The following is a 25,210-nucleotide window of genomic DNA, read 5'->3' as shown; positions in this document are numbered from 1 at the left end:
AAGCGTCAGCGCCCGATTCCCCGATAAAGTACATTTTGACTCTTAATCTCCTCACCATCGAGGCAATTTCTGCCATCAACAATGATTTCTGCACTAACTTTGGAAAAATCTAAATTGGTCAATTTCTCTATTACTTCCGAATGTTCGGTAACAATAACAATTGCCTTAGCCTGATCGATGCAATCGTCGAGCGACTGCACGGTATTCTCGCTAGTAACCCAACTGTCAAAAATGTTCAGTATTGCGCCCTTCTTTTGCAGAATTTCCCGCAACTTGTAAAAAGGTGATTCCCGCGGGTCGTCGACATTGCGTTTGTAGGCAACACCAAGCACTGCGATTCGGGTTCCCTTTATCGGGTAACCTTTCTCATTCAGCAAATCCTGAAGTACCGACACTGTATAGGCAGGCATACCGTTATTGGTCATGCGTGCCAGCTGGATCATTTCAGGCATATATCCTGCCTTTCTAGATGCCGCCTTCAACCATTCGGGGTCAACGGCAATACAATGCCCACCGACACCGACGCCCGGATAAAACGGACCCTTGCCAAAAGGTTTGGTGGCCATACCGTCGATAATATCGACAACATCGAGCTCGAGTACATCACTGATCTTGGCTAACTCATTGACGAAGGCTATGTTGACATCGCGTACCGTATTCTCCATCGCCTTGACTGCTTCGGCATCTCGAATCGAGCGCATCTTGGTAACGCTCCCCAGGGGTACCTGAGCGACATGAAGTCCGGCGGGGGTTTCACTGAACTTGGGACCCAGACTCTTTTTGACTTCCCTGACATCCAGAATCGTTCCGCCCAGTATCGAAGCGTAAAACTCCGCTGCCAGATCAACGCCGGCAGCGGAGCTCGCGCCGACAACGCGCGGAATATTTTCTGATGTCCAGAAAGCATCACCGGGATTCACCCGCTCCGGGCAATGCGCCAGGTATAAGCCATCCTCCGTATTCAAACCCGAGATATCTTCGAGCAAGGGCGCGACCACCTGTTCACAAGTGCCGGGAAAAACGGTTGATTCGACGACAACGAGATCATTCCTGGCAAGATGGGGAGCGACAGTACGGCAGGCGCTCTCGAGAGGCCTTAAGTCCGGTTCATTGTTCGCGTCAACGGGTGTCGGCACGCAGATCAGGTAAATACTGCAATCGGCAATTGATTCAGTATCACTGGTGGCCTGAAAATTATTTGAGGCTAACGCATCTGCCAACAATGTCTCGACCGCGTCATCCCTGATATGACATTTTCCTTTTTCAAGCGACGCCACAGTTTCCTGATTAGCATCGAGACCCACCACCGGGTAGCCTTTTTTTGCGCAAAGCGCGGCTAACGGCAAACCGACGTAACCCAGGCCCACAACTGCAACTTTCCTGTCTAACAAACTCATACCTTTACCGACTCCGAAATATAGTCAAAAACCTGGTTAGTACATGCCTCGAGATGAGCCTCGGTATCGATCGTCAGGTTCGCAAACTCGGGTTCTTCATACGGTGAACTGATGCCGGTAAAATCGGGAATCTCCCCGGCCCGGGCGCGTTTGTAAAGCCCCTTGACGTCGCGATCCTCGCACACTTCGAGACTGCATTTGCAGTAAATTTCGTGGAAATCGGAGCCACCAATCTTACGCACATTATCCCGGTCAGCCCGGAACGGCGAAATAAAGGCGGTCAACACGATTATCCCGGCCTCTACATACAGCATCGACATGTGCCCGATGCGGCGAATATTCTCTTTGCGATCATCATCCGAAAACGCAAGGTCGGCGCACAGTCCGTGGCGCACGTTATCGCCGTCGAGCACAAAAGTGCGGTACCCCTTCTGGTAGAGCATTTCCTCGACCGAGTGCGCCAGGGTGGACTTGCCCGCTCCCGACAATCCGGTAAACCAGAACAGGCCACCGCGGTGCCCGTTCAAGGATTCACGACGATCCCGGGTTACGGTCGCGTTGTGCCAGACCACGTTGCTGCTTTTCTCATGCTCAATCATGCCGCATCACCAAACTGTGAATTAAACCTGTCGATAAACTGTGCCAATAAGTCCTCTGCCAGGGCATTGATCCCTGCCGCCGCCTTGCGTCCACCGCCCGATGGAAACTGCCGACACAGCTCATCGGCGCCATCCTTGCGATTATAGGGAGCTCGCACGCTAACTCTGTGATGTCCGTCACCCATATCGACCAGCAGCGCATGCGCGCGTTCGGGATACTGTTTTGCCAGCTGGTTACCCATGACCCCGACAATGCGCCGCGCCCAGCCCTCGTTCGGCAACAGGTAAATGGCCCCTGAAGGTGATTCGGACTCCGCGTACGCATTCTGTGCGCGCGACATGTCATCTTGGTACTGGGCCAACAGGTCGCCATAGGCCGGTTCGTCGGCGATAAAATCAGCCGGATCGGCGAACGGATGCACAAGCCCAAAAAGATCCACCGGATGAAACAGCAGATCCTCAAGTTCAAATCCGTAGCCGTTGTAGTTAAGGCAGATCCCCAGTTGCTGAAATTCTGCCTGATCGTCCTCGCTTAAACCGAGCGAGGCGCCAAGCTCGTGGGCCGCTTGATCGAAATTATCGCCGTATGCACCAACCACCGCCCATCTCGCCTGCGCGTTACCCAGCAGTTTATTTATGATCAAGCTGGTACAGGTGTCCGCGGCAACGTCGATATGACAATCGAGTAAATTGCTGTCGGGAATGTCGCCCGCAAAGTGGTGATCGGCATAGAATACCTTCACACCCCTGGCGAGCAGGTCAACCAGTGCATCGCGGTTTTTATCGAGCGACACATCGAGCACGGTGATTTCATCGCCGGACACGGCGTCGACCTGCAGCAGCAGGCTGATATCACGCTTCAGACCGCTGACCAGGGTTGCTTCGCGCGGGGATTTCAGCCTGAGCTGCTGCAGTGCGCAGATACCGTCGGCATCGCCGTTGAATACGTCGTAACAGGCCAATCGGGATTAACTTCGCTAATGATGGATCCCGCGGTCAAGCCGCAGGATGACATTCCCGATGTGTGGGATGGCATTCCCTGGTCGAGGGATGACAGGTAACATTGGAAAACCTAACCTCTAGAAAGGGATATCGTCGAAACCGTCATCCATCGGTGCGGTTTCCGCTGGTGCCGGCCTGGACTGAGATTGGCCGCCAGATTCCATCGGTGCACCACCGCCTGCGCCGGCGCGACCGCCCAGCATCTGCATTTCGTTGGCGACAATTTCGGTGCTGTAGCGGTCATTACCACTCTGGTCCTGCCATTTGCGTGTCTGGATGCGCCCTTCAAAGTACGCCTGGGAGCCCTTCTTTAAATACTGCTGGGCAATTTCGGCGAGTTTGCCGAACATCACAATACGGTGCCACTCGGTGCGCTCCTGGGCTTCACCGGTAGCCTTGTCTTTCCAGGACTCGTTGGTCGCAACGCTGATATTGGCCACGGCGCTGCCGTTTGCGGTATACCTGATCTCGGGATCCTGACCCAATGTTCCGACGATAATTGCTTTGTTTACACCTCTGGCCATACCACGCTCCGATAGTAAAGTAATGAGTCCGCTACGAAACCGCGTATTTTACTTGCACCCCACGTAATATGCGAGTTGGAATTTCGCTTAAACCCCCTGCCCGGCATCGACACGCCGGCCCAGCATTTCCATTTCGTTGGCAATGATCTCGGTGGTGTATCGATAGTTACCGCTTTGGTCCTGCCACTTGTTGGTTTTGAGTCTGCCTTCGAAATAGGCTTGCGAGCCCTTTTTTAAATACTGTGACGCGATCTCGCCGAGTCTGCCGAAGATAACGATGCGATGCCACTCGGTACGCTCCTGCGTTTCACCGGTTTCACGGTCCTTCCAGGACTCGTTGGTCGCAACGCTGATATTAACCACGGCATTACCGTTCGCCGCGTACCTGATTTCCGGGTCTTTTCCCAGCGTGCCGACGATGACGGCCTTGTTGATGCCCCTGCCCATGTTTTTGCTCCCTGCAATGATTTGAGTTTTGCATTCAGAATCGGCGTCCCTGCCGAACATTCATCCCTGCATGCTAGTTACTTGACGAGAATATCGTCCTTGTTGTCTTCATAAGTCGCTTCACCGATACCGCGCACAAACACGATTTCATCGGGACGGTTGAACATCCCGTAGGCCGTGCGATAGTCGACGATGGCCTGCGCCTTGCTCAATCCAACACCGTTCAGGGCTTCGGCAATTTCCGAGGCACTGGCAGTATTGATATTGACCGGAGCGGCCGAAGTGACAGATGAGATGACGAGTGCAGCAAGCGCTGCGAGTGTAGTGATGGTTTTCATGGTTACTCCTTGTAACTATTCAGTTCCATTTGAACGTTTTCCTTAGCCTGGATCCTCCAGGCCCCCTACAGACTGTCAGTCTGTAGGACACAGAATACGTATTCAGTTTTAAATTGCAACTATTTTTTTATGAAACTTCAAATGTCATCCCGCGGGATGACGGGAAGAGATCCGATTAAAAGATTGCCCGTTTTTACGAGGAAGGCTTCAATTGGTGACTAGCGCCTGTAGCTGGCTGTCATCAAAGCCCTTGTCGACCTTGAGGTAGGCCACGCGGTCGATCTCGTAGACCGATACCTCGCGTACGCCCTCGATGCTGGACGCCCGTTCGACAAATCGACTGATTTCGTCCGGGCCGAGCGCCTTCAGCGAGACGATCTTTGATTGCAGGTATTGCGGCGTTTTCATCGTCAGGGCCACCAGAAACCAGCCGCACAGAATGGCCGCAAGCCATGCAAACGTGGTGTCGTAGTCTCCCGCGGCCAGCAAAATCCCCCCGAGTAAACCGCCGGCAAACGCGCCGAGAAACTGAGCACTGGAAAACAGCCCCATTGCCGTACCTTTCATGTCGGCCGGCGCGATTCGAGTTACGGTCGCCGGCAGTATCGCCTCGAGAAAATTGAACGCACCGAAAAACAGCACCAGCATCACAAATGCCGTGGCATAGCCATCGAGCAAAGACAGCCCCACTTCGGCCAGCACCAGCATCGACACCGCGACCAGGAACACGGTATGGGACTTTCTGAATTTCTCGGCAACAATAACCATTGGCAGCAGTAAAACCAACGACAACGCAAATACCGGCAGATAAGTTCGCCAGTGCAAACTTTCCTCGATCAACAGGCTTTGCTGCAATACCAGTGGAAATACGACGAATGTGGCCGCCAGTACCAGGTGCAACACGAAAACGCCAAATCCAAGTTTAAGCAATTCGGTATCGCCGATAATTTGACCGACATCCTGAATCGATAACTGGGCATCACGGTGAAAACTCTGGGCAGGTGGCTTCGGGGTGACGAATACAACGACCAGGATACCCAGTATTGCGAGCCCGGCCGTCATCCAGAACAGCAGGCGCAGGCCAAACTCGGCCGCGATCACCGGGCCGATAACCATCGATATCATGAAACTTGCCCCGATCGACATGCCGATAATCGCCATGATCCGGATGCGGACTTCTTCGCGCGTCAGGTCGGCCGCGAGCGCCATCACCGCGGCGGCGATCGCACCCAGGCCCTGCAGCGCACGACCCGCGATGATCTGTGTAATGGTATCGGCTTCGGCAGCCAGCATGCTGCCGGCGCAGAAAATCAGTAAACCGGTTACGATGACAGCCTTACGACCGAATCGATCCGACAGGAAGCCGAACGGCAGCTGGAATAATCCCTGTGTGAGCCCATAGATACCGATTGCCAAACCAATCAGCACCGGCGTAGCACCGCTGTATTCATGGGCATGCAGGCTGAACACCGGCAGTATCATGAACAGGCCGAGCATGCGCAACGCGTATACCAGCGCAAGAGAAAAGGCGGCTCTTTTTTCAGTTTCTAGCATCAGCCCGATTACGCCTGGTGCAGGGGAAAGGCGCGATTCTAACGATTCGGCCCCATCATGGGAACCGCGGGAAACTAATTCTGGGTAACGCGCGAAATATTAATCCCAAGTGGTTATAATATTGGGTTTGGCCCCACTGATCGTTGGCAATGGAATCAATCACAATTCGCGGTGCTCGCACCCATAATCTCAAGAATATCGACCTCACGTTGCCGCGTGACAAGCTGATCGTGATTACCGGTCTGTCGGGCTCGGGAAAGTCTTCGCTCGCCTTCGACACGATATTCGCCGAGGGACAAAGACGCTACGTCGAATCACTGTCGACCTACGCGCGCCAGTTCCTGTCGGTCATGGAAAAACCCGATATCGATCACATCGAGGGCCTGTCACCTGCGATTTCGATCGAACAAAAGACAACCTCGCACAATCCACGCTCTACCGTGGGCACGATTACCGAAATCTACGACTACCTGCGCCTGCTCTATGCCCGCGTTGGCACGCCGCGTTGCCCCACCCATGATTTACCGCTCGAGGCCAGCACCGTCAGCCAGATGGTCGATCAGATCCTGGCGCTGCCCGAAGATAATCGAATGATGCTGTTGGCACCGGTGGTCAGCAATCGCAAGGGTGAACACGTACAGCTGTTCGACAGCCTGCAGAAGCAGGGATTCCTTCGTGCGAGGGTCAATGGCGAGCTGGTTGAACTCGACGACCCACCTAAACTGGAGCTGCGCAAAAAGCACAACATCGATGTCGTGGTGGACCGCTTCAAGGTTCGTCCTGACCTCAAGCTGCGCCTCGCGGAATCACTGGAAACGGCGCTGCATCTGTCCGATGGCGTGGTCAAGATCGCCAGTATCGATCGCGATTCAGATTTCGAGGAAATGCGATTTTCCGCCAACTTTGCCTGTCCCGAGTGCGGCTACTCGATCAGCGAACTGGAACCGCGCCTGTTTTCGTTTAACAGCCCGGTCGGCGCCTGCCCCGAATGCGACGGTATCGGTACGATGCAGTTTTTCGATCCCAAACTGGTGGTCAAATCCCCCGAGCTGAGTCTCGCAGGCGGTGCGATTCGCGGTTGGGATCGTCGCAACGGCTATTACTTCCAGATGCTGCAATCGCTGTCGGCACATTTTGACTTCGACGTGGAAATGCCGTTCGGCCAGCTCGAACCGCGCATACAGGACGTGATTCTGAACGGTTCGCCCGAAGACGTGAAGTTCAGCTATCGCAATGAACGCGGCGATCAGCGGGTGCAAAAACACCCTTTTGAAGGCATTTTACCCAACCTCAAGCGTCGCTACCGGGATACCGAGTCGAGCGTGGTGCGGGAAGAACTGGCGAAGTTCATGTCAAACCAGCCTTGCCAGACCTGCGCTGGCGAACGGCTTAACCTGGCCGCGCGCCACGTGTTTGTTGCCGATCGCAACCTTGCCAGCATTACGCAACTGCCGATTGAAGACGCGCTCCGGTTTTTCAATAAGCTCGAGTTAACGGGCAAAAAAGGCGAGATTGCGGGCAAGATCACCAAGGAAATCCGCGAGCGTTTGAGCTTCCTGGTAAATGTCGGGCTCGACTACCTCTCCCTGAGCCGCAGTGCGGAAACCCTTTCCGGCGGAGAGGCGCAGCGCATTCGGCTGGCCAGCCAGATTGGCGCCGGCCTGGTCGGCGTTATGTATATCCTCGACGAGCCCTCGATCGGCTTGCATCAACGCGACAACGAACGGCTGCTGAAAACGCTGACCTTCCTGCGTGACCTCGGTAACACGGTAATCGTGGTCGAACACGACGAAGAAGCGATACAGGCGGCCGACTTCATTGTCGACATCGGCCCCGGCGCGGGCGTGCATGGGGGCGAGATTGTCGCGACCGGCAACGCGAATGAAATCGCCGGCTACGAGCATTCGATTACCGGCCAGTATCTTTCTGGCGCACGCAGTATCGAAGTTCCGCACAAGCGAACCACCGCCAAAAAGAACAAGTTCATCCACATCAACGGGGCCACCAGTAACAATCTGAAATCAGTCTCGCTCGAACTGCCGATCGGCCTGTTCACCTGTGTCACCGGGGTATCGGGCTCCGGCAAGTCGACCCTGATTAACGAAACCCTCTACAAACTCGCCGCAATCGAGATTTACGGCAGTAACTTCAGCGCCGGCAGTTACGAGAGCTTTAGCGGTTTTGATCAGTTCGACAAGGTCATCGATATCAATCAAAGCCCGATCGGACGTACTCCGCGCTCCAACCCGGCGACCTACACCGGGCTGTTTACCCCGATTCGCGAACTCTTCGCCGGCACCCAGGAAGCGCGCTCGCGTGGCTATAAACCCGGCCGCTTCAGCTTTAACGTCAAGGGTGGACGTTGCGAGGCCTGCCAGGGTGACGGCGTCACCAAGGTGGAGATGCATTTCCTGCCTGACGTCTATGTCACCTGCGATATCTGCAAGGGCAAGCGCTACAACCGGGAAACCCTGGACATCAACTACAAGGGCAAATCGATTCACCAGGTGCTGGAGATGACGGTCGAGGAAGCAACCACGTTTTTCAGCGCCATCCCGGTAATCAAGCGCAAGCTCGATACGCTGATGGATGTGGGCCTGAGCTATATCACGCTGGGCCAGAATGCGACCACACTCTCCGGCGGTGAAGCGCAGCGCATCAAGCTTTCGCGCGAGCTTTCCAAGCGCGATACCGGCAGAACGCTCTACATACTGGACGAACCGACCACGGGACTGCACTTTCACGATGTCGAGCAGCTGCTCGGCGTTTTGCATCGCCTGCGTGACCACGGCAATACCATCGTCGTGATTGAACACAACCTGCACGTTATCAAGACCGCGGACTGGATTATCGATCTCGGGCCCGAAGGCGGCGACAAGGGTGGTGAAATCATTGCCGCCGGCTCACCCGAGCAGGTCGCGATGGTGGATCGTTCCTATACCGGGCAATACCTGAAATCGATCCTGACCAGCATTGATTCGCAAAAGGAATCGGCATGACACGGACAATTGGCTGCTTCAAGGCCTACGATGCTCGCGGCAAGGTGCCGGACGAGCTGGATACCGATATCGCTTATCGCGTCGGGCGCGCCTACGCGGAATTCATCCAGCCGCAACGAGTCGCGGTTGGACGGGACGTACGTCTGACCAGTGAAGAATTATTCGATGCGCTATCCCGCGGGCTTACCGACAGTGGTGTCGACGTCCTCGATCTCGGCCTCTGTGGCACCGAGCAGGTTTACTTTGCTGCTTTCCACCTTGAACTTGACGGTGGCATCATGATCACCGCGAGCCACAATCCGGTTGACTACAACGGCTTCAAGTTCGTGCGTGAATCGGCCAAACCCTTAAGCGCCGACAGCGGGCTCGCGGATATCCGCCGAATTGCAGAGCAAGAATCCTTCAGTGAAACAACGCGCCAGGGCAGCATTATCCCAACCGACCTGTCCAGCGACTATATCGAGCACCTGCTGGGATATATCGGCAATCTCGATAATCTCAAGCCGCTTAAAATTATCTGCAACCCGGGTAATGGAATGGCAGGCCCGGTCATCGACCTGCTCGAGCAACACCTGCCCTTCGAGTTCATTAAAGTCCAGCACGATCCCGACGGCACTTTTCCCAATGGCGTCCCCAATCCGCTGCTGCCCGAAGGGCGCGGCGCAACAATTGACGCGATCAGGCAGCACGGTGCTGATCTCGGGGTCGCCTGGGATGGCGACTTTGATCGCTGCTTCCTGTTCGACCACAACGGGCGTTTTGTCGAGGGTTATTATATCGTTGGCCTGCTCGGCGTTCAGCTGTTACAGCAGAATCCGGGGGAACGGATCGTGTACGATCCCCGCTTGACCTGGAATACGATCGAACTGGTTTCGCAAAACGGTGGCGAAGCCATACAAAGCAAATCCGGACATTCGTTCATGAAGGAAACGATGCGCACCGTGAACGGTATTTACGGCGGCGAAATGAGCGCTCATCACTACTTCCGTAACTTTGGTTATTGTGACAGCGGCATGATCCCGTGGTTGCTGCTCAGCGAAATGATTTCGACCCAGAACAGGTCATTCGCGGCAATGGTGGACGAGCGCATCGAGCGCTTCCCAACCAGCGGCGAAATCAATTCCGAGGTTACCGACCCCGCTGCCGTCATCCAAAGGATCGAGGCGCATTATGCCGACCTGCCTCACCAGATTGACAGGACTGACGGTATCGGCATGGATTTCGGCGCCTGGCGCTTTAACCTGAGGGCCTCCAATACCGAACCGCTGCTGCGCATGAACGTCGAGGCGCGTGGCGATTACGCACTGATGGAACAGCGCCGTGATGAAATCCTGGCATTAATCCGACTCTAAAAAGCCATGGAAACACCAGAAGCCAGCTATTTGCTGGCTTTTTACTGGCCATGGTTCGACCCGAATTCGCTAAAAATCTCTAAATCGGTAGAATTAACGCGTTGCCCGGATCGTTTTCGCCTGTGACATGAGCACAATAATATTAGCAATCGTCATACTCTGTACGCTCGGCGCAATCATTATGCTCATTTTTAAACCCTACAGATACGGCGAAACGGTGCAGCGGTTCCAGGGAATCGGAAAATCAGGCCAGCGCCGGAAGAGGCTCGAAGAAACCAAATGGCGCGCGGTTAAAATTCGTCCCGGACTGATTGCCTGCGATCGCGTCGCGAACCTGACGGGCAATATTTACCTGTCGCAGGAAGCACCGAACCTGCCGCTCGATAATTGCACCGAAGAAAACTGTCGTTGTCACTATATTTTCTTCGATGACCGACGCAACGGCAGGGATCGCCGGATAGACCTGGGAAAACTGGACGAACTCCTGCCCGATCTTGGACAGAACCGGCGCAATATACCAGGACGTCGGGTTACGGACCTGGCCGCCTGATCCGCCCCGGCTTTCTTATACAGTCCTAAATCTGCATCGGAAACAAAAAAGCCGGCTTGAAGCCGGCTTTCTTGATATCAGCAGAACTTTTACTCGTCGTCATAATCAGCATTCGGACGATCCACGAGCTCGACATAGGCCATAGGCGCCTTGTCGCCCGGGCGATAACCACATTTCAGAATGCGCATGTAACCGCCGGGTCGCTCCTTGTAGCGAGGACCGAGATCGGCAAACAACTTGCCCACTGCAGACTTGTCCCGCAGGCGGCTGAACGCCACCCGTCGATTGGCGACGCTGTCTTCCTTGGCGAGCGTAATCAGGGGCTCGACAACACGGCGCAATTCTTTTGCCTTGGGCACGGTAGTACGGATCACTTCGTGATCGAACAGGGAAGCAGCCATATTTTTAAACATCGCCTTGCGATGAGAACTGTTTCGATTGAGCTGACGCCCACTATTACGATGACGCATCGTCTAGACCTCTTAACTTGCCAACTTGTTGTCGTTTCCGATACTGGCGGGCGGCCAGTTTTCAAGACGCATACCCAGTGACAGACTATACGACGCCAACACGTCCTTGATTTCTGTCAGCGACTTTTTACCCAGGTTCGGGGTTTTCAGCAGTTCGACCTCGGTGCGTTGAATCAAATCGCCGATGTAGTAAATATTCTCCGCTTTCAGGCAGTTTGCCGAGCGCACTGTCAGTTCCAGGTCGTCTACCGGGCGAAGCAGAATCGGATCGATATGCGATTCCGGTTCAAGTTCGACTTCTTCGTCCGACCCCTCGAGATTGACGAACACCGAAAGCTGGTCCTTGAGAATACTACCGGCAACACGAATCGCCTCCTCGGGATCAATCGTGCCATTGGTTTCGATGTCAATAATCAGTTTGTCCAGGTCGGTGCGCTGCTCAACGCGCGCCGCTTCGACGCTGTAAGCGATCTTGCGGACCGGTGAGAAAGACGCGTCGAGCTGTAGGTGGCCCAGTGCCACGTCTTCTTCAGAGGTCTGGCGCGTATTCGCCGGCTGGTATCCGCGTCCCTTCATGACATGCAGCGACATTTCCAGCTTGACACCCTTGGTCAGGGTCGCAATCACGTAATCCGGATCGACGATTTCGATATCGTGGTCCAGCTGGATATCACCCGCGGTGACAACGCCTGGACCCTTCTTTGAGATGGTCAAGGTGGCCTCGTCCCTGGCATGCATGATGATGCCCACGCCTTTCAGGTTGAGCAGGATATCGATCACGTCTTCCTGTACGCCATCAATCGTTGTGTATTCGTGCAGCACACCCTCGATACGGCAGTCAACGATGGCGCAACCACGTACCGATGACAGCAGGATACGCCTCAGCGCATTGCCCAGGGTATGACCAAAACCGCGTTCCAGCGGCTCGATGGAAACCTTGGCATGGTAAGTTTCTTGCTGTTCGACTTTAACATGCTTCGGCTTCAGTAAATCAGAGTACAATTTAGACATAAATAACCCGCTAATTATTTGGAATAAAGTTCGACGACGAGTTGCTCGTTGATATCAGGCGGCAATTCGCTGCGTTCTGGCAGCGCCTTGAAGGTCCCTTCAAACTTGTTCTGGTTAACCTCAACCCAATCCGGAAAACCAATCTGTTCAGCCAGCGCCAGCGCCTCGGCAATACGCGCCTGCTTGCGTGATTTTTCGCGCACACTCACTACATCGGAGGCCGTAACAACATATGATGGCACATTAACGATTTTACCGTTGACCATGATCGACTTGTGATTCACCAGCTGTCGGGCCTCCGCACGGGTTGAACCAAAACCCATTCGATAGACCACGTTGTCAAGCCGTGCCTCCAGCAACTGCAGCAGGTTTTCACCGGTAGAGCCCTTTAATCGAGAGGCTTCCTTGTAGTAGTTACGAAACTGACGCTCGAGAATGCCATAGATACGACGCAGCTTTTGCTTTTCGCGCAATTGCAGACCGTAATCCGACTGTCTAGGCTTACGCGTACCCGCGCCATGCATGCCGGGAGGATTGTCAATCTTGCACTTGGTATCAACCGCGCGACGCGATGATTTCAAACTCAGATCCGCACCTTCACGGCGCATCAGCTTACATTTTGGTCCAATATATTTTGCCATTAGAAATCCTGCCTATACGCGACGTTTTTTCGGGGGACGACAACCGTTGTGCGGAATTGGCGTAACGTCATCAATGCGTGTGATCTTGAAACCGATTCCGTTCAGCGCGCGAACCGCAGAATCACGCCCCGGCCCCGGCCCCTTGACCATGACTTCAAGGTTTTTCATGCCCATTTCCTGTGCCGCCTGGCCTGCACGTTCTGCCGCAACCTGGGCGGCGAACGGGGTCGACTTGCGCGAACCACGAAATCCCGAACCACCTGCAGTCGCCCAGGTCAACGCATTGCCCTGGCGATCGCTAATGGTCACGATAGTGTTATTAAAGGTCGCATGGATATGGGCAACGCCGTCGGAAACGACGCGCTTGGTTTTCTTCTTTGTACGTGATTGTTCAACCATTATCTTACCTGTTTATCGCTTCAGTGGACGACGCGGTCCCTTACGGGTGCGCGCGTTAGTCTTGGTGCGCTGACCGCGCACCGGCAAACCACGGCGATGGCGAATACCGCGATTGGTGCCCAGATCCATCAGACGCTTGATGTTCATCGAAATCTCGCGCCGCAGATCGCCCTCGGTAGTGTAGCTTTCTACACTGGTACGAATCTGTTCGAGCTGTTCTTCGTTCAACTCACGCACCTTGGTTTGTGGGTCGATACCGGTCGCACTGCAGATATGGGCAGAGCGCGTGGCGCCAATGCCGAAGATTGATTGCAATGCAATCACGGTATGCTTGTGATCCGGTATATTTACGCCTGCAATACGAGCCATAAAAAAACTATCTCCTAAGCCGTTAGGCCAAAATGGGCGCAGATTCTATCTGCCGGTTGCCCGAAATTCAATAATTCAGTGAATAAATCAACCATGCGTAATCTTAACCCTGGCGCTGCTTGTGACGCGGGTCCGTGCAAATTACCCGCACCGCACCGTTGCGTCGAATCACCTTGCAGTTTTTACACATTTTCTTAACAGAAGCTCTTACCTTCATGGCCTTACCTTAATCCCGGGAACTAGCGCACTACGCCGGCGCCGCCATACCCTTTAAAATTCGATTTCTTCATCAATCCGTCATATTGATGACTCATCAGGTGCGCCTGCACCTGAGACATGAAATCCATCACCACGACAACGATGATCAACAACGAAGTACCCCCAAAGTAGAAGGGTACATTCCAGAACAGTATTAAAAATTCCGGTAGTAAACAGACCGCGGTAATGTACATCGCGCCCACCAGAGTCAGGCGCGACATCACGCCGTCGATATAATTCGCTGTCTGGTTCCCGGGCCGAATTCCCGGAATAAAAGCACCGGACTTCTTCAGATTTTCCGCGGTATCTTTCGAATTGAACACCAGCGCGGTATAGAAAAAACAAAAGAAGATGATCGCGGCCGCATAAAACATCACGTACAGGGGTTGACCGGGCGACAAGGTCGCCGAAATATCCTGCAACCAGCGCATACCTTCGGCCTGGCCGAACCAGCTTCCCAGCGTAGCCGGGAAGAGAATAATGCTGGAAGCGAAGATTGGCGGTATGACACCGGCCATGTTCAGCTTCAACGGCAAGTGACTGCTTTGCGCCGCATACATCTTGCGCCCTTGTTGGCGCTTGGCATAGTTAACCGTAATTCGACGCTGCCCGCGCTCGACGAAAACTACGAAATAAGTTACTGCCAGGGCACCGGCAAACAGCGCCAGGATGACCAGTGAATTCAGTTCGCCGGTACGCACCAGTTCAAAGGTGCCGCCGATGGCTGATGGCAATCCAGCGACGATTCCAGCAAAGATAATGATTGAAATACCGTTACCGACACCGCGTTCGGTAATCTGTTCACCGAGCCACATTAAGAACATGGTGCCGGTGACCAGCGTAACCGCCGCGGTAAAAATGAAGGACGGGCCGGGGTTTACCACCAGTGCGGCACCGCCACCACCGCTTTGCCCGGACAACGCGATCGAGATCCCGATCGACTGGAAAGTTGCCAGTGCGACCGTGCCGTAACGCGTATATTGCGTAATCTTGCGACGACCGGATTCACCTTCTTTTTTCAACTGTTCCAGGGTCGGTACCGCGACCGTCAACAGTTGCATGATAATCGATGCTGAGATATACGGCATAACGCCGAGCGCGAATATCGACATGCGTTCCAGTGCGCCACCGGAGAACATGTTAAACATACCCAGAATACCGGTACGCTGCTGCTCAAAAATCTCCCGCATGACGGTAATATCGATTCCCGGAACCGGAATGAAAGTGCCGATGCGGAATATGATCAGCGCCGCAATCACAAAAAAGATGCGCTTGCGCAATTCGCTCAGGGAGCCTCCCGAGAGGCTACTGGCTAACTGTTGTGCGGAAGGGCCGGCCATGATGCTACGCTACCTTGCCACCGGCTGCTTCGATCGCTGCACGCGCGCCACGGGTGACCGCAACGCTGTTGTCGACGCTAACCTTGCGCTTCAGTTCTCCCGACAGGAAAATCTTGGCCTGACGGGTTTGTATCGGCACCAGGTTGGCGTCGATCAGTGCCTTCAGGCTGATATCCTCGAGACCCGAGGTTTCGATTTCGCCGAGGCGTACCTCGGCCGAGAAGCGGGATTTACGCGCGGTAAATCCAAACTTCGGCAAACGCATTTGTAACGGCATTTGCCCACCTTCGAATCCTGCTCGCACACCGCCGCCGGAACGTGATTTCTGGCCTTTGTGACCGCGTCCGGCAGTCTTGCCGAGACCCGATCCGATTCCCCGGCCGGCACGCTTGGATACTTTGGTAGATCCCTTGGCAGGTTTTAAACTATTCAGGTACATCACGCTTCCTCGACGTTAAGCATATACTGGACGCGATTAATCATCCCGCGGTTCTCCGGGGTATCGATCACCTGCACGGTCTGGTGCATGCGACGCAATCCCAGGCCCGCCACGCAGGCCTTGTGCGAAGCCAGCCGGCCATTCTTGCTGCGCACCAGCGTCACACTCAGTTTTTTGACAGCGGAATCTGCTTTTGGTGCAGCTGTTTTTTTGGGCGCTGCCTTCGACGCCGCTTTCTTTGCAACAACCGCAGTTTCAGCCTTCGGCGAGGATTTCTTTGCAGCAACCTTCTTGACTGCGGCCTTTTTGGTCGCAGCTTTCTTCACCGACGTCTTCTTGGCGGCTTTTTTTACTGTTTTGCTTTCGTCAGCCATCGCCTTAACCTGTAATTTCTTCGACGGTTTTACCGCGTTTGGCGGCAATATCATCGGGTGACTTCATATTTCTCAAGCCACTGATCGTCGCGCGAACCAGGTTAATCGGGTTGCGCGAACCATTGCACTTGGCCAGCACATTGTGTACGCCCACGGCTTCGAAAACCGCACGCATTGCACCCCCGGCGATTACACCGGTACCTTCCGAGGCAGGTTGCATGTAAACCTTGGCGGCACCATGGCGCGCATTCAGCGGATACTGCAAGGTGCCGTTGGTAATCGCAACCGTCGTCAGGTTTGCACGCGCCTTCTCCATCGCTTTCTGGATTGCCAGCGGTACTTCACGCGCTTTGCCATATCCAAATCCAACTTTGCCATTGCCATCACCAACTACGGTCAGTGCGGTAAAGCCAAATTGACGCCCGCCTTTGACTACTTTGGCCACGCGATTTACCGCGACCAGTTTTTCCATCAAGTCGTCGCCAGCCTGTGTGTTTCTGGATTCTGCCATTCGATTCTCCCGATTAGGCGCGCTTAAAACTTCAAACCATGTTCACGTGCGGAGTCTGCCAGGGCCTTGACTCTGCCGTGATACTTGAAACCCGAACGATCAAACGCAACCGATTCAATGCCGGCTGCTTTCGCTTTTTCGGCAATAACTTTGCCTACGGCGGTTGCCGCCTCGACATTGCCGGGGTACTTAATAGCCTTCCTGACATCAGCCGACAGGGTCGATGCCGCAACAATCACTTTTCCGGTCTCGCCGGAGATAACCTGTGCATAGGTATGACGCGGGGTACGATGCACACACAGGCGAGTTACACCCAGCGATGCAATCTTGGCGCGCGTGCGGCGCGAACGTCTTATTCGGGACTGTTTCTTATCCATTACCTGGCCTACTTCTTCTTCGCTTCTTTGCGGACGATCTGCTCGTCTTCATATTTAACACCCTTGCCCTTGTAAGGCTCGGGAGGTCTGAATGCGCGAATTTCCGCACATACCTGGCCAACCCGCTGCTTGTCACAACCGCGCACAACAATTTCAGTGGCTGCCGGGGTTTCTATTTCGATTCCCTCGGGCACCTGGTAACTAACCGGGTGCGACAGGCCCAACGACAGGGTGAGCTGTTTTCCCTGCGCCTGGGCCCGATAGCCGACACCGACCAGCAGCAGTTTCTTTTCGAATCCACTGGTAACGCCCTCGACAATATTGTTGACCAATGAGCGCATGGTTCCGGTTACCGCAAGCGAAGACTGCCGGTCGTCTTTGGGTGCAAACGTCAACAGGTTATCTTCCTGCGTCAGATTGACCGCATCGTTCAGGATTAACGAAAGGTTTCCCTTCGGACCCTTGGCGGATACTTCGCTGCCATTGATGCTGAGTTCAACTCCCTTAGGCAACTCGATTGGTTTGTTAGCTATTCTGGACATGTCCTTGACCTAAACCACCGAACAGATGACTTCTCCGCCATAACCGGCTGCACGGGCCTGGCGATCAGTCATTACTCCTTTCGAAGTTGAAATGATCGCAATCCCGAGTCCACCGTTAATTGACGGCAAGTCGTCCTTCGATTTAAAAATGCGCAGACCGGGACGACTGATGCGTCGCATTTGCTCGATTACCGGCTTACCCTGGTAGTATTTCAATTCGATAATCAAATGCTTCAGTTTGTCGTCCGAAACCTTGTAATCACTGATATAACCCTCGTCTTTCAGCACTTCGGCGATTCTCGACTTCTGCTTGGACGCGGGCATTTTTACACTAACCTTGTTCGCTTTTTGCGCATTGCGCACGCGAGTCAGCATATCTGCAATCGGATCTTGTAAACTCATCTCTGTCCTCTTACCAACTGGCCTTAACCAGGCCCGGGATGTCACCGCGCATTGCGGCTTCACGGATCTTGTTACGGCACAGACCAAATTTACGGTAAACACCATGGGGCCTTCCGGTAATGCGACAGCGGTTTTGCCTGCGCACCGCGGAGGAATCACGCGGCAGTTTCTGCAGCTTTTCGACCGCAGCCATCTTTTCGTCATAGGTTGAGTTATTGCTGACGATAATCGCCTTCAACTCACTGCGCTTTTGAGCGTATTTCGCCACCAGGCGGCTGCGCTTCAATTCACGCTGTACCATGGAATTTTTTGCCATAATCTAAACTCGTCTAACCTCTAAAAGGAAACTGAAAAGCCGCCAACAGCGCGCGTCCCTCATCATCGTTTCGCGCGGTGGTGGTAATGCTGACATTAAGTCCACGCAGCTTATCAATTTTGTCATAATCGATTTCGGGGAATGCGATTTGCTCGGTAATCCCCAGGTTATAATTTCCCTGGCCGTCAAACGCCTTTGGACTGAGGCCACGGAAATCACGAATTCGCGGAATCGAAAAGTTAATCAGTCGATCGAGGAATTCATACATCTTGTCGCGCCGCAGCGTCACCTTGCAGCCAATGGGCATATCTTCGCGAATCTTGAAACCCGCGATCGCTTTCCTGGCGAGGGTAACTACCGGTTTCTGGCCGGCGATCAAAGTCAGGTCTTCGACCGCATTGTCGATGATCTTCTTATCCTGCGAGGCTTCACCGACGCCCATGTTAAGGGTAATCTTGCTGATGCGCGGGATTTCCATCGCTGACTTGTAGGAAAACCTGGCCTGCAGGTCCTGCATGACGTTATCGCGATAATATTGTTCTAATCTGGTCATTATCTAATCCTAAATATCCACGACTTCGCCGTTAGACTTGAAGTAACGGACCTTGCGATCGTCTTCCAGGGTTTTAAAACCGACCCGATCGCCTTTCTGGGTATGCGGGTTAAAAAGCATCACGTTAGAAATCTGAATCGGCGATTCCTGGTCAATAATGCCCCCGGTTTCGCCGCTACGCGGATTACCCTTGACATGCTTCTTCACCATGTTGACGTTTTCAACCAACAAACGACTCCCATCAACACGCTTCAGTACATTGCCGCGCTGGCCTTTGCTGCGCCCCGCGATCACGATTACTTCGTCGCCTTTTTTAATCTTTTGCATAACTCTCAATCCTGCCAACTACAGCACTTCGGGTGCCAGCGAAATAATCTTCATGAACTTTTCGCCGCGCAGCTCGCGGGTTACCGGGCCAAAAATACGCGTACCGATCGGCTGCAGGTTATTGTTCAGGATGACCGCCGCGTTGCCGTCGAACTTGATCGCGGAACCGTCACGACGACGCACGCCCTGCGCGGTACGCACCACGACCGCGTTGTAAACCTCGCCTTTCTTGACCTTGCCGCGCGGAATCGCATCCTTGATACTGACCTTGATGATGTCGCCAATCGCTGCATAGCGGCGCTTGGAACCACCCAGAACCTTGATGCACTGTACCTTGCGCGCACCGCTGTTGTCCGCGGCGTTTAAAACTGTTTGCATTTGAATCATAGCTGGTTACCTGCGGGCTCTAGTTTGCTTTCTCAACGACCTTTACCAGTTTCCAGGACTTGGTCTTGGAAATAGGCCGGCATTCGGTAATCTGAACAGTATCGCCGATGCTACATTCATTGTTTTCATCATGAATATGGAACTTGGTCGATTTCTTCATGAACTTGCCGTAGATCGGGTGCTTTACCCTACGCTCGATCATAACCACCGCCGATTTGTCCATCTTGTCGCTAACAACCGAACCGGTTTGAATTCTTAACACCTTTTCATTCATGACTCTTTAACACCACGGTTTTCGTTTATTATGGTTTTTACACGCGCGATATCCTTGCGCACCTTGGTAATGCGATCGCTGCGTACACCATCCGGGTTGATGCCCTGTTGCATGCGCAGATTAAACTGCTCGCGCCGCAGCGCCAGTAACTCCTCACGCAACTCTTTTTCGGATTTCCCGCGCAATTCTGCAGTATTCATCACATTACGGTCCTGGACACAAATGTCGTCTTAAACGGAAGCTTGGCGGCGGCCAGGCGGAACGCTTCACGAGCGATCGTTTCATCGACGCCTTCCATCTCGTAGAGCATGCGTCCGGGCTGGACTTTGCAAACCCAGTACTCGACGTTGCCCTTACCTTTACCCATGCGCACTTCAAGCGGCTTCTTCGATACCGGTACATCCGGGAAAACCCGAATCCAGATTTTGCCGCCACGCTTGATATGACGCGTCATTGCGCGACGAGCCGCCTCGATCTGACGGGCAGTTATTCTGCCGCGCTCAACGGCCTTGAGGCCAAATTCACCAAAGCTGACCTTACCGCCAGAAGTCGCGAGGCCACGGTTGCGACCTTTAAACTGCTTACGGAACTTTGTTCTTTTAGGCTGTAACATAACTTGGTTCTCTTACTTGGCCGTGGGCTTGCCAGCCTCGTCCTTGGTTTCAAGATCGAAAACTTCACCCTTGTATATCCACACCTTGACACCGAGGATGCCGTAAGTAGTCAGGGCTTCGGCAAAACCGTAATCGACGTCTGCACGCAGCGTATGCAATGGCACCCGACCTTCGCGATACCATTCGCTACGTGCAATTTCAGCACCGTTTAAACGGCCCGCTACATTGATCTTGATGCCTTCAGCGCCGATACGCATCGCGTTGGTCACCGAGCGTCGCATTGCCCGCCGAAACATTACGCGACGCTCCAGTTGCGACGCAACACCCTCGGCGACCAGCTGGGCATCCAGCTCGGGCTTGCGGATTTCTTCGATATTGATTTTGACGTTGTTGAGGTGCGCCGAAACCAGCGATGCCACCTCGATACGCAGTCTTTCAATATCTTCGCCTTTCTTGCCGATGATGATACCCGGGCGTGCGGTATGAATCGTCACCGCGACCGATTTTGCCGGACGCGAAATCTGAATACGACTGATCGCTGCCTGTGCCAGCTTCTTTTTCAGAAAATCGCGGATCTTCAGATCTTCATCTAGAAAGTCGGCAAACTGCGAGCTGTCCGCGTACCACTTAGAGGTCCAGTCGGTCGCAATGCCGAGTCGGAAACCCGTTGGATGAACTTTTTGTCCCATGCTGGCCTCTTTAACTGTCCGCAACCGTCACGGTAATGTGACTGGTACGCTTTAAAATTCGATTGCCACGTCCCTTGGCACGTGCGCGCATGCGCTTCATGCTGGGCCCCTGGTCGACGTAAATCGATGCAACCTTAAGCTCATCGATATCGGCACCGTCGTTATGCTCGGCGTTTGCTATGGCCGACTCAAGCACCTTGCGCACCAGAACCGCGGCTTTCTTGTTACTGAAAGTCAGCAGGGTCAACGCTTTTTCAACCTGCAGTCCGCGCACCTGGTCTGCGACCAGGCGGCATTTCTGCGGGGAGATTTTGGCGTGACGATGTTTAGCACTGGTTTCCATGTCCGTTACCTATCTCTTTGCTTTCTTATCGACGATATGGCCGCGGTAGGTGCGCGTCAGCGAAAATTCGCCGAGTTTGTGACCGACCATATTCTCGTTTATCAATACCGGCACATGCTGCCGCCCATTATGAATTGCGATGGTTAGACCAACCATCTCGGGCACAATCATGGAACGCCGCGACCAGGTTTTGATCGGACGCTTGTTATTGGTTGCAACCGCCTCCGTCACCTTTTTCATCAGGTGCTGATCGATAAACGGGCCTTTTCTCAGTGAGCGTGGCATTTGCTATTACCTCTTGTTCCGACGACGCAGGATCAGGTTGTCGGTGCGCTTGTTCGAACGTGTCTTGAATCCCTTGGCAGGCGTACCCCAGGGAGATACCGGGTGACGACCACCCGAAGTACGTCCCTCGCCACCACCGTGCGGATGATCTACCGGATTCATCGCCACACCACGGACGGTTGGACGAATACCGCGCCAGCGTGAAGCACCCGCCTTGCCCAGTGAGCGCAGGCTGTGTTCACCATTACCAACCTCGCCGATCACGGCACGACAGTCGGCCAGTACTTTACGCATTTCACCGGAGCGTAGTCGCAGCGTGGCATAAGCGCCTTCGCGTGCGACAAACTGCGCTGAAGTGCCCGCAGAACGTGCCAGCTGAGCCCCTTTTCCCGGCTTCAGCTCGATGCAGTGCACAACCGATCCCACCGGGATGCTGCGCAGGGGCAGGCAATTCCCGTTTTTAATGCCCGCGTCTTCGCCAGAGCGCAACTTTGCGCCCGCGGCAATGCCCCTGGGGGCGATAATGTAACGACGTTCGCCATCCGTGTATTTCAGCAGTGCAATGTGTGCACTGCGATTGGGATCGTATTCGATACGCTCGACAATCGCATCGATACCGTCCTTGTTGCGCTTGAAGTCGATCAGGCGGTAACGTTGTTTATGGCCACCACCCATGTGACGAGACGTAATCCGTCCGGCATTGTTGCGACCGCCAGTCTTGGATTTCTTTTCGATCAATCCGGCAAACGGTTTGCCCTTGTGCAGCCCCGGTGTTTTGACCGAGACGACGAAGCGACGACCGGGCGAAGTAGGTTTTGCTTTAATCAACGCCATGATGCTTAACCACCTATGGATGCCAGGTCAATCTCGTGACCCTGTTCGAGTGAAACATACGCCTTTTTCCAGTCCGAGCGCTTGCCGCGTCGCAGACCCTGGCGCTTGGTTTTACCTTTCATGTTCACCGTGCGCACGTTGGCTACCTTGACGTCAAACAGTTGCTCGACGGCAGCCTTGATTTCGGCTTTTTTTGCATCGCTGGCGACCTGAAACACGGCCTGGTTGGCGCTATCACCCAGCACGGCTGATTTTTCCGAAATGTGCGGTGTTTTCAGTATCTGAAAAATTCGTTCCTGGTTCATGACAAACGCTCCTCGAGTTTCTTCAGCGCGGCTTCGTCAATGACAACCTTTTCCTGTCTGATCAGGCTGACCGGGTCAACAATCGCGATGTCCATCACGTGAACGTTGGGAATATTGCGTGCGGCAAGATAAACCGCCGAGTCCAGGCCATCGGTCAACACCAGCGCATCATCAACACCCAGTTCCTGCAGGCGCGCCCGCATCTGCCCGGTTTTCGGCTCGGTGATACCGAGCTTGTCAATCAGGATCAGGCGATCCTGGCGTACCAGCTCGGACACGAGGCTGCGCATGCCGACGCGGTACATCTTCTTGTTCAGTTTCTTACTGTAATCGCGTGGGGTGGCAGCAAACGTCACGCCCCCCGAGCGCCAGATCGGGCTGCGGATGGTTCCCGCGCGCGCGCGACCCGTCCCCTTTTGCCGCCAGGGCTTGGCACCACCGCCCCTGACTTGCGAACGGGTTTTCTGTGCCTTGGTACCGGCACGGGCGGACGCCATGTACGACACCACCAGTTGGTGAACCAGGTTTTCGTTAAAGCTGGCCGCAAAGGCAGCATCAGAAACGGATACCTTTTTCTTCGAATTATGAATCGCGATGTCCATTTGTTTAATTCTCTTTAAAACCTGGCTCTGGATAACTGCGTTATTGTTGTTTCGATGCAGGACGAATGATGACGTCACCGCTTTTGGCACCCGGTACGGCGCCCTTGATCAACAGCAGGTTACGCTCAGCATCCACCCTGACGACTTCGAGATTCTGGGTGGTAGTATTTTCCGCACCCATGTGACCCGACATCTTTTTGCCCTTGAAAACACGTCCCGGGGTTTGATTTTGCCCAATAGAACCATTGGCCCGGTGTGAAATCGAGTTGCCGTGCGTCGCGTCCTGCATGCTGAAATTGTGACGCTTCACGCCGCCCTGGAAGCCTTTGCCCTTTGACACGCCGCTAACGTCAACAATCTGGCCCTGTTCGAACAGGTCCACCTTGATTTCCGAGCCAAGCTCGATTTCGTCAACTGAATCGACGCGAAATTCCCAGGCGCCACGTCCGGCCTGCACGCCCGCTTTCTTGTAGTGCCCCGCCATCGGCTTCGTGACACGACTGGCACGGCGCTCACCGGTAACGACCTGCACAGCAACATAGCCATCTGTTTCGACTGTTTTTATCTGTGATACCCGATTGGGCTCGACTTCGATAACCGTTACCGGGATCGAAGCACCATCACCAGAAAAAACTCGGGTCATACCGACTTTTCGTCCTACCAAACCGAGAGACATTAGTAAAACCTCAAAAAATTAAGCGGTCGCATTTGATTAATTCATCCCCGAATTTTCAAATGACGAAAAATATAAGCCTTCTATATTTTTCTTTCGTTTTCAAAGACTTGCTTGCCCTGGAAAACGCCTGTAATTCCGTTTACAGCGGCCGACGTCATTGCATCACCGTATCGTTTACTACCCTACTTTCATACGCGCGGCCCGGTACGGGAAATCCGTATCGAGCCGCGAGGGCGCGCACTATACCAGATAAACTTATGGAAGTTAACCCTTTAATTTAATTAATTAAATCCTTTTTGGCACCGTCATTGCTGACTCGAGCCGTAATCCATTACAAAATGAACCCAAAAAGCAAACCGGAAAGCCCTTTTGGGACTTTCCGGCTGTTTTTCGCTTTACCAGCGACTGAGTGTTGCAACCAGGTAACAGGGCAGATTTACAAGATCCCGGCGGCCCGACGTATCGGTAAGTGCTCACGCACTTTCCGGGATGACAAACGATCCCGTATCTGGCGGATGCCAGAAACGGGGCCATTTGTCAGTTGAGCTTGATTTGGACGTCGACGCCGGCCGCCAGGTCGAGCTTCATCAGCGCATCAACGGTTTTATCGGTGGGATCTACGATATCCATCAGGCGCTTATGCGTCCTGATTTCGTACTGATCGCGCGCATCCTTGTTCACGTGCGGTGAAATCAGGATCGTGAAACGCTCTTTGCGGGTCGGTAAGGGGATCGGACCCTTGACGCGCGCACCCGTGCGCCGTGCGGTTTCAACAATTTCAGCCGCGGAACGATCAATCAACCGGTGATCGAAAGCCTTCAGGCGGATACGAATGTTTTGATTAGTTGCCATAATAATTACTCGATAATCTTGGATACGACACCGGCACCCACGGTACGACCGCCTTCACGAATCGCAAAGCGCAGGCCATCTTCCATCGCAATCGGCGCAATCAGCGCCACTTCCATCTTCACATTGTCGCCCGGCATTACCATCTCCACTCCCGACGGCAATTCACAGGCACCCGTCACATCCGTGGTACGGAAGTAAAACTGCGGACGATAGCCTTTAAAGAATGGCGTATGACGTCCACCCTCTTCCTTCGACAGA

At 53.9% G+C, this 25,210-nt stretch carries 38 protein-coding genes and 1 pseudogene; 3 read left to right on the top strand and 36 right to left on the bottom strand.

Annotated elements, in window-relative coordinates; translation table 11 throughout:
• Positions 1-5 precede the first annotated feature (5 nt).
• The 7 genes and pseudogenes from OES20_13990 to OES20_13960 all read right to left on the bottom strand — a co-directional run bounded on the left by OES20_13990 (position 6) and on the right by OES20_13960 (position 5,861).
• Entirely contained in the window at positions 6-1,397 is a 1,392-nt protein-coding gene (locus tag OES20_13990) for a nucleotide sugar dehydrogenase (protein ID MDH3635806.1), read from the bottom strand.
• Positions 1,394-1,996, bottom strand: coding sequence for an adenylyl-sulfate kinase (gene cysC, locus OES20_13985; protein ID MDH3635805.1), 603 nt, complete (start codon positions 1,994-1,996; stop codon positions 1,394-1,396). Before cysC ends, OES20_13990 begins: the two co-directional genes overlap by 4 nt.
• A complete protein-coding gene (locus tag OES20_13980) occupies positions 1,993-2,958 on the bottom strand; it encodes an acetyltransferase (GenBank protein MDH3635804.1) in 966 nt (321 codons plus the stop codon). Before OES20_13980 ends, cysC begins: the two co-directional genes overlap by 4 nt.
• A 117-nt stretch (positions 2,959-3,075) precedes the next feature.
• A complete protein-coding gene (gene ssb, locus OES20_13975) occupies positions 3,076-3,522 on the bottom strand; it encodes a single-stranded DNA-binding protein (protein ID MDH3635803.1) in 447 nt (148 codons plus the stop codon).
• Positions 3,523-3,642: 120 nt separating this feature from the next.
• A pseudogene (gene ssb / locus OES20_13970) lies at positions 3,643-3,969 on the bottom strand (single-stranded DNA-binding protein).
• Positions 3,970-4,046: 77 nt separating this feature from the next.
• Positions 4,047-4,307: a helix-hairpin-helix domain-containing protein gene (locus OES20_13965; GenBank protein MDH3635802.1), complete on the bottom strand. Its 261-nt coding sequence runs from the start codon at positions 4,305-4,307 to the stop codon at positions 4,047-4,049.
• A gap of 207 nt (positions 4,308-4,514) precedes the next feature.
• Entirely contained in the window at positions 4,515-5,861 is a 1,347-nt protein-coding gene (locus tag OES20_13960; protein MDH3635801.1) for an MFS transporter, read from the bottom strand.
• A gap of 149 nt (positions 5,862-6,010) precedes the next feature.
• Between OES20_13960 and uvrA the strand changes: the two genes are divergently transcribed.
• The 3 genes from uvrA to OES20_13945 all read left to right on the top strand — a co-directional run bounded on the left by uvrA (position 6,011) and on the right by OES20_13945 (position 10,762).
• A complete protein-coding gene (gene uvrA / locus OES20_13955; GenBank protein MDH3635800.1) occupies positions 6,011-8,860 on the top strand; it encodes an excinuclease ABC subunit UvrA in 2,850 nt (949 codons plus the stop codon).
• Positions 8,857-10,212 carry a phosphomannomutase gene (locus OES20_13950; GenBank protein MDH3635799.1) on the top strand — a complete coding sequence of 452 codons (1,356 nt, stop codon included), beginning with the start codon at positions 8,857-8,859 and terminating at the stop codon, positions 10,210-10,212. Before uvrA ends, OES20_13950 begins: the two co-directional genes overlap by 4 nt.
• A gap of 181 nt (positions 10,213-10,393) precedes the next feature.
• On the top strand, positions 10,394-10,762 hold the full coding sequence (locus tag OES20_13945) for a hypothetical protein (GenBank protein MDH3635798.1): 369 nt from the start codon (positions 10,394-10,396) through the stop codon (positions 10,760-10,762).
• A gap of 89 nt (positions 10,763-10,851) precedes the next feature.
• On the opposite strand, the gene rplQ is transcribed toward OES20_13945, so the two are convergent.
• The 29 genes from rplQ to tuf form a co-directional block, all read right to left on the bottom strand.
• The gene (gene rplQ, locus OES20_13940) at positions 10,852-11,232 is read right to left on the bottom strand and encodes a 50S ribosomal protein L17 (protein MDH3635797.1); all 381 of its coding nucleotides are present in this window, start codon (positions 11,230-11,232) and stop codon (positions 10,852-10,854) included.
• A gap of 12 nt (positions 11,233-11,244) precedes the next feature.
• Positions 11,245-12,243 (bottom strand): DNA-directed RNA polymerase subunit alpha, encoded by a 999-nt coding sequence (gene rpoA / locus OES20_13935; GenBank protein ID MDH3635796.1) that lies wholly within the window; start codon positions 12,241-12,243, stop codon positions 11,245-11,247.
• A 14-nt stretch (positions 12,244-12,257) separates the two neighbouring features.
• A complete protein-coding gene (gene rpsD / locus OES20_13930) occupies positions 12,258-12,884 on the bottom strand; it encodes a 30S ribosomal protein S4 (protein ID MDH3635795.1) in 627 nt (208 codons plus the stop codon).
• Between the two features lie 12 nt (positions 12,885-12,896).
• The gene (gene rpsK, locus OES20_13925) at positions 12,897-13,283 is read right to left on the bottom strand and encodes a 30S ribosomal protein S11 (protein ID MDH3635794.1); all 387 of its coding nucleotides are present in this window, start codon (positions 13,281-13,283) and stop codon (positions 12,897-12,899) included.
• A 12-nt stretch (positions 13,284-13,295) separates the two neighbouring features.
• The gene (rpsM, locus tag OES20_13920) at positions 13,296-13,652 is read right to left on the bottom strand and encodes a 30S ribosomal protein S13 (GenBank protein MDH3635793.1); all 357 of its coding nucleotides are present in this window, start codon (positions 13,650-13,652) and stop codon (positions 13,296-13,298) included.
• 103 nt (positions 13,653-13,755) lie between these two features.
• Complete coding sequence (rpmJ, locus tag OES20_13915; GenBank protein ID MDH3635792.1) at positions 13,756-13,869, bottom strand: 50S ribosomal protein L36; 114 nt, start codon at positions 13,867-13,869, stop codon at positions 13,756-13,758.
• 22 nt (positions 13,870-13,891) lie between these two features.
• A complete protein-coding gene (secY, locus tag OES20_13910) occupies positions 13,892-15,250 on the bottom strand; it encodes a preprotein translocase subunit SecY (protein MDH3635791.1) in 1,359 nt (452 codons plus the stop codon).
• Between the two features lie 4 nt (positions 15,251-15,254).
• Positions 15,255-15,689, bottom strand: a complete 435-nt coding sequence (rplO, locus tag OES20_13905; protein ID MDH3635790.1) for a 50S ribosomal protein L15 — start codon at positions 15,687-15,689, stop codon at positions 15,255-15,257.
• A complete protein-coding gene (gene rpmD, locus OES20_13900) occupies positions 15,689-16,063 on the bottom strand; it encodes a 50S ribosomal protein L30 (GenBank protein ID MDH3635789.1) in 375 nt (124 codons plus the stop codon). Before rpmD ends, rplO begins: the two co-directional genes overlap by 1 nt.
• A 4-nt stretch (positions 16,064-16,067) precedes the next feature.
• Positions 16,068-16,574: a 30S ribosomal protein S5 gene (rpsE, locus tag OES20_13895; protein ID MDH3635788.1), complete on the bottom strand. Its 507-nt coding sequence runs from the start codon at positions 16,572-16,574 to the stop codon at positions 16,068-16,070.
• 23 nt (positions 16,575-16,597) lie between these two features.
• Complete coding sequence (gene rplR, locus OES20_13890) at positions 16,598-16,951, bottom strand: 50S ribosomal protein L18 (protein MDH3635787.1); 354 nt, start codon at positions 16,949-16,951, stop codon at positions 16,598-16,600.
• 8 nt (positions 16,952-16,959) lie between these two features.
• On the bottom strand, positions 16,960-17,493 hold the full coding sequence (rplF, locus tag OES20_13885; GenBank protein ID MDH3635786.1) for a 50S ribosomal protein L6: 534 nt from the start codon (positions 17,491-17,493) through the stop codon (positions 16,960-16,962).
• Between the two features lie 9 nt (positions 17,494-17,502).
• Complete coding sequence (gene rpsH / locus OES20_13880; protein MDH3635785.1) at positions 17,503-17,895, bottom strand: 30S ribosomal protein S8; 393 nt, start codon at positions 17,893-17,895, stop codon at positions 17,503-17,505.
• Positions 17,896-17,905: 10 nt separating this feature from the next.
• Positions 17,906-18,211, bottom strand: a complete 306-nt coding sequence (gene rpsN / locus OES20_13875) for a 30S ribosomal protein S14 (GenBank protein MDH3635784.1) — start codon at positions 18,209-18,211, stop codon at positions 17,906-17,908.
• Between the two features lie 13 nt (positions 18,212-18,224).
• Positions 18,225-18,764: a 50S ribosomal protein L5 gene (gene rplE / locus OES20_13870; GenBank protein ID MDH3635783.1), complete on the bottom strand. Its 540-nt coding sequence runs from the start codon at positions 18,762-18,764 to the stop codon at positions 18,225-18,227.
• 9 nt (positions 18,765-18,773) lie between these two features.
• The gene (gene rplX, locus OES20_13865; GenBank protein MDH3635782.1) at positions 18,774-19,091 is read right to left on the bottom strand and encodes a 50S ribosomal protein L24; all 318 of its coding nucleotides are present in this window, start codon (positions 19,089-19,091) and stop codon (positions 18,774-18,776) included.
• An 18-nt stretch (positions 19,092-19,109) separates the two neighbouring features.
• Positions 19,110-19,478, bottom strand: a complete 369-nt coding sequence (gene rplN, locus OES20_13860) for a 50S ribosomal protein L14 (protein ID MDH3635781.1) — start codon at positions 19,476-19,478, stop codon at positions 19,110-19,112.
• Positions 19,479-19,497: 19 nt separating this feature from the next.
• Positions 19,498-19,752 carry a 30S ribosomal protein S17 gene (gene rpsQ, locus OES20_13855; GenBank protein MDH3635780.1) on the bottom strand — a complete coding sequence of 85 codons (255 nt, stop codon included), beginning with the start codon at positions 19,750-19,752 and terminating at the stop codon, positions 19,498-19,500.
• Positions 19,749-19,952 carry a 50S ribosomal protein L29 gene (gene rpmC / locus OES20_13850; GenBank protein ID MDH3635779.1) on the bottom strand — a complete coding sequence of 68 codons (204 nt, stop codon included), beginning with the start codon at positions 19,950-19,952 and terminating at the stop codon, positions 19,749-19,751. Before rpmC ends, rpsQ begins: the two co-directional genes overlap by 4 nt.
• A complete protein-coding gene (gene rplP, locus OES20_13845) occupies positions 19,952-20,365 on the bottom strand; it encodes a 50S ribosomal protein L16 (protein MDH3635778.1) in 414 nt (137 codons plus the stop codon). The genes rpmC and rplP overlap by 1 nt, the downstream gene beginning before the upstream one ends.
• A 12-nt stretch (positions 20,366-20,377) precedes the next feature.
• The gene (gene rpsC / locus OES20_13840; GenBank protein ID MDH3635777.1) at positions 20,378-21,055 is read right to left on the bottom strand and encodes a 30S ribosomal protein S3; all 678 of its coding nucleotides are present in this window, start codon (positions 21,053-21,055) and stop codon (positions 20,378-20,380) included.
• 10 nt (positions 21,056-21,065) lie between these two features.
• The gene (gene rplV / locus OES20_13835) at positions 21,066-21,398 is read right to left on the bottom strand and encodes a 50S ribosomal protein L22 (GenBank protein MDH3635776.1); all 333 of its coding nucleotides are present in this window, start codon (positions 21,396-21,398) and stop codon (positions 21,066-21,068) included.
• A gap of 9 nt (positions 21,399-21,407) precedes the next feature.
• Complete coding sequence (gene rpsS, locus OES20_13830) at positions 21,408-21,683, bottom strand: 30S ribosomal protein S19 (protein MDH3635775.1); 276 nt, start codon at positions 21,681-21,683, stop codon at positions 21,408-21,410.
• A 6-nt stretch (positions 21,684-21,689) separates the two neighbouring features.
• On the bottom strand, positions 21,690-22,517 hold the full coding sequence (gene rplB / locus OES20_13825) for a 50S ribosomal protein L2 (protein ID MDH3635774.1): 828 nt from the start codon (positions 22,515-22,517) through the stop codon (positions 21,690-21,692).
• Between the two features lie 5 nt (positions 22,518-22,522).
• A complete protein-coding gene (rplW, locus tag OES20_13820) occupies positions 22,523-22,822 on the bottom strand; it encodes a 50S ribosomal protein L23 (GenBank protein MDH3635773.1) in 300 nt (99 codons plus the stop codon).
• Positions 22,819-23,424, bottom strand: a complete 606-nt coding sequence (gene rplD, locus OES20_13815; protein MDH3635772.1) for a 50S ribosomal protein L4 — start codon at positions 23,422-23,424, stop codon at positions 22,819-22,821. Before rplD ends, rplW begins: the two co-directional genes overlap by 4 nt.
• 40 nt (positions 23,425-23,464) lie before the next feature.
• Complete coding sequence (rplC, locus tag OES20_13810) at positions 23,465-24,100, bottom strand: 50S ribosomal protein L3 (protein MDH3635771.1); 636 nt, start codon at positions 24,098-24,100, stop codon at positions 23,465-23,467.
• A gap of 537 nt (positions 24,101-24,637) precedes the next feature.
• Positions 24,638-24,952 carry a 30S ribosomal protein S10 gene (gene rpsJ, locus OES20_13805; GenBank protein MDH3635770.1) on the bottom strand — a complete coding sequence of 105 codons (315 nt, stop codon included), beginning with the start codon at positions 24,950-24,952 and terminating at the stop codon, positions 24,638-24,640.
• Between the two features lie 5 nt (positions 24,953-24,957).
• The coding region (gene tuf / locus OES20_13800) for an elongation factor Tu (GenBank protein ID MDH3635769.1) at positions 24,958-25,210 on the bottom strand (253 nt) is incomplete at its 5' end.

The organism is Gammaproteobacteria bacterium (assembly GCA_029862005.1).
Taxonomy (GTDB): domain Bacteria; phylum Pseudomonadota; class Gammaproteobacteria.
The sequence above is the reverse complement of the archived record's forward strand: the minus strand, read 5'-3'. Positions and strand labels throughout refer to the sequence as shown.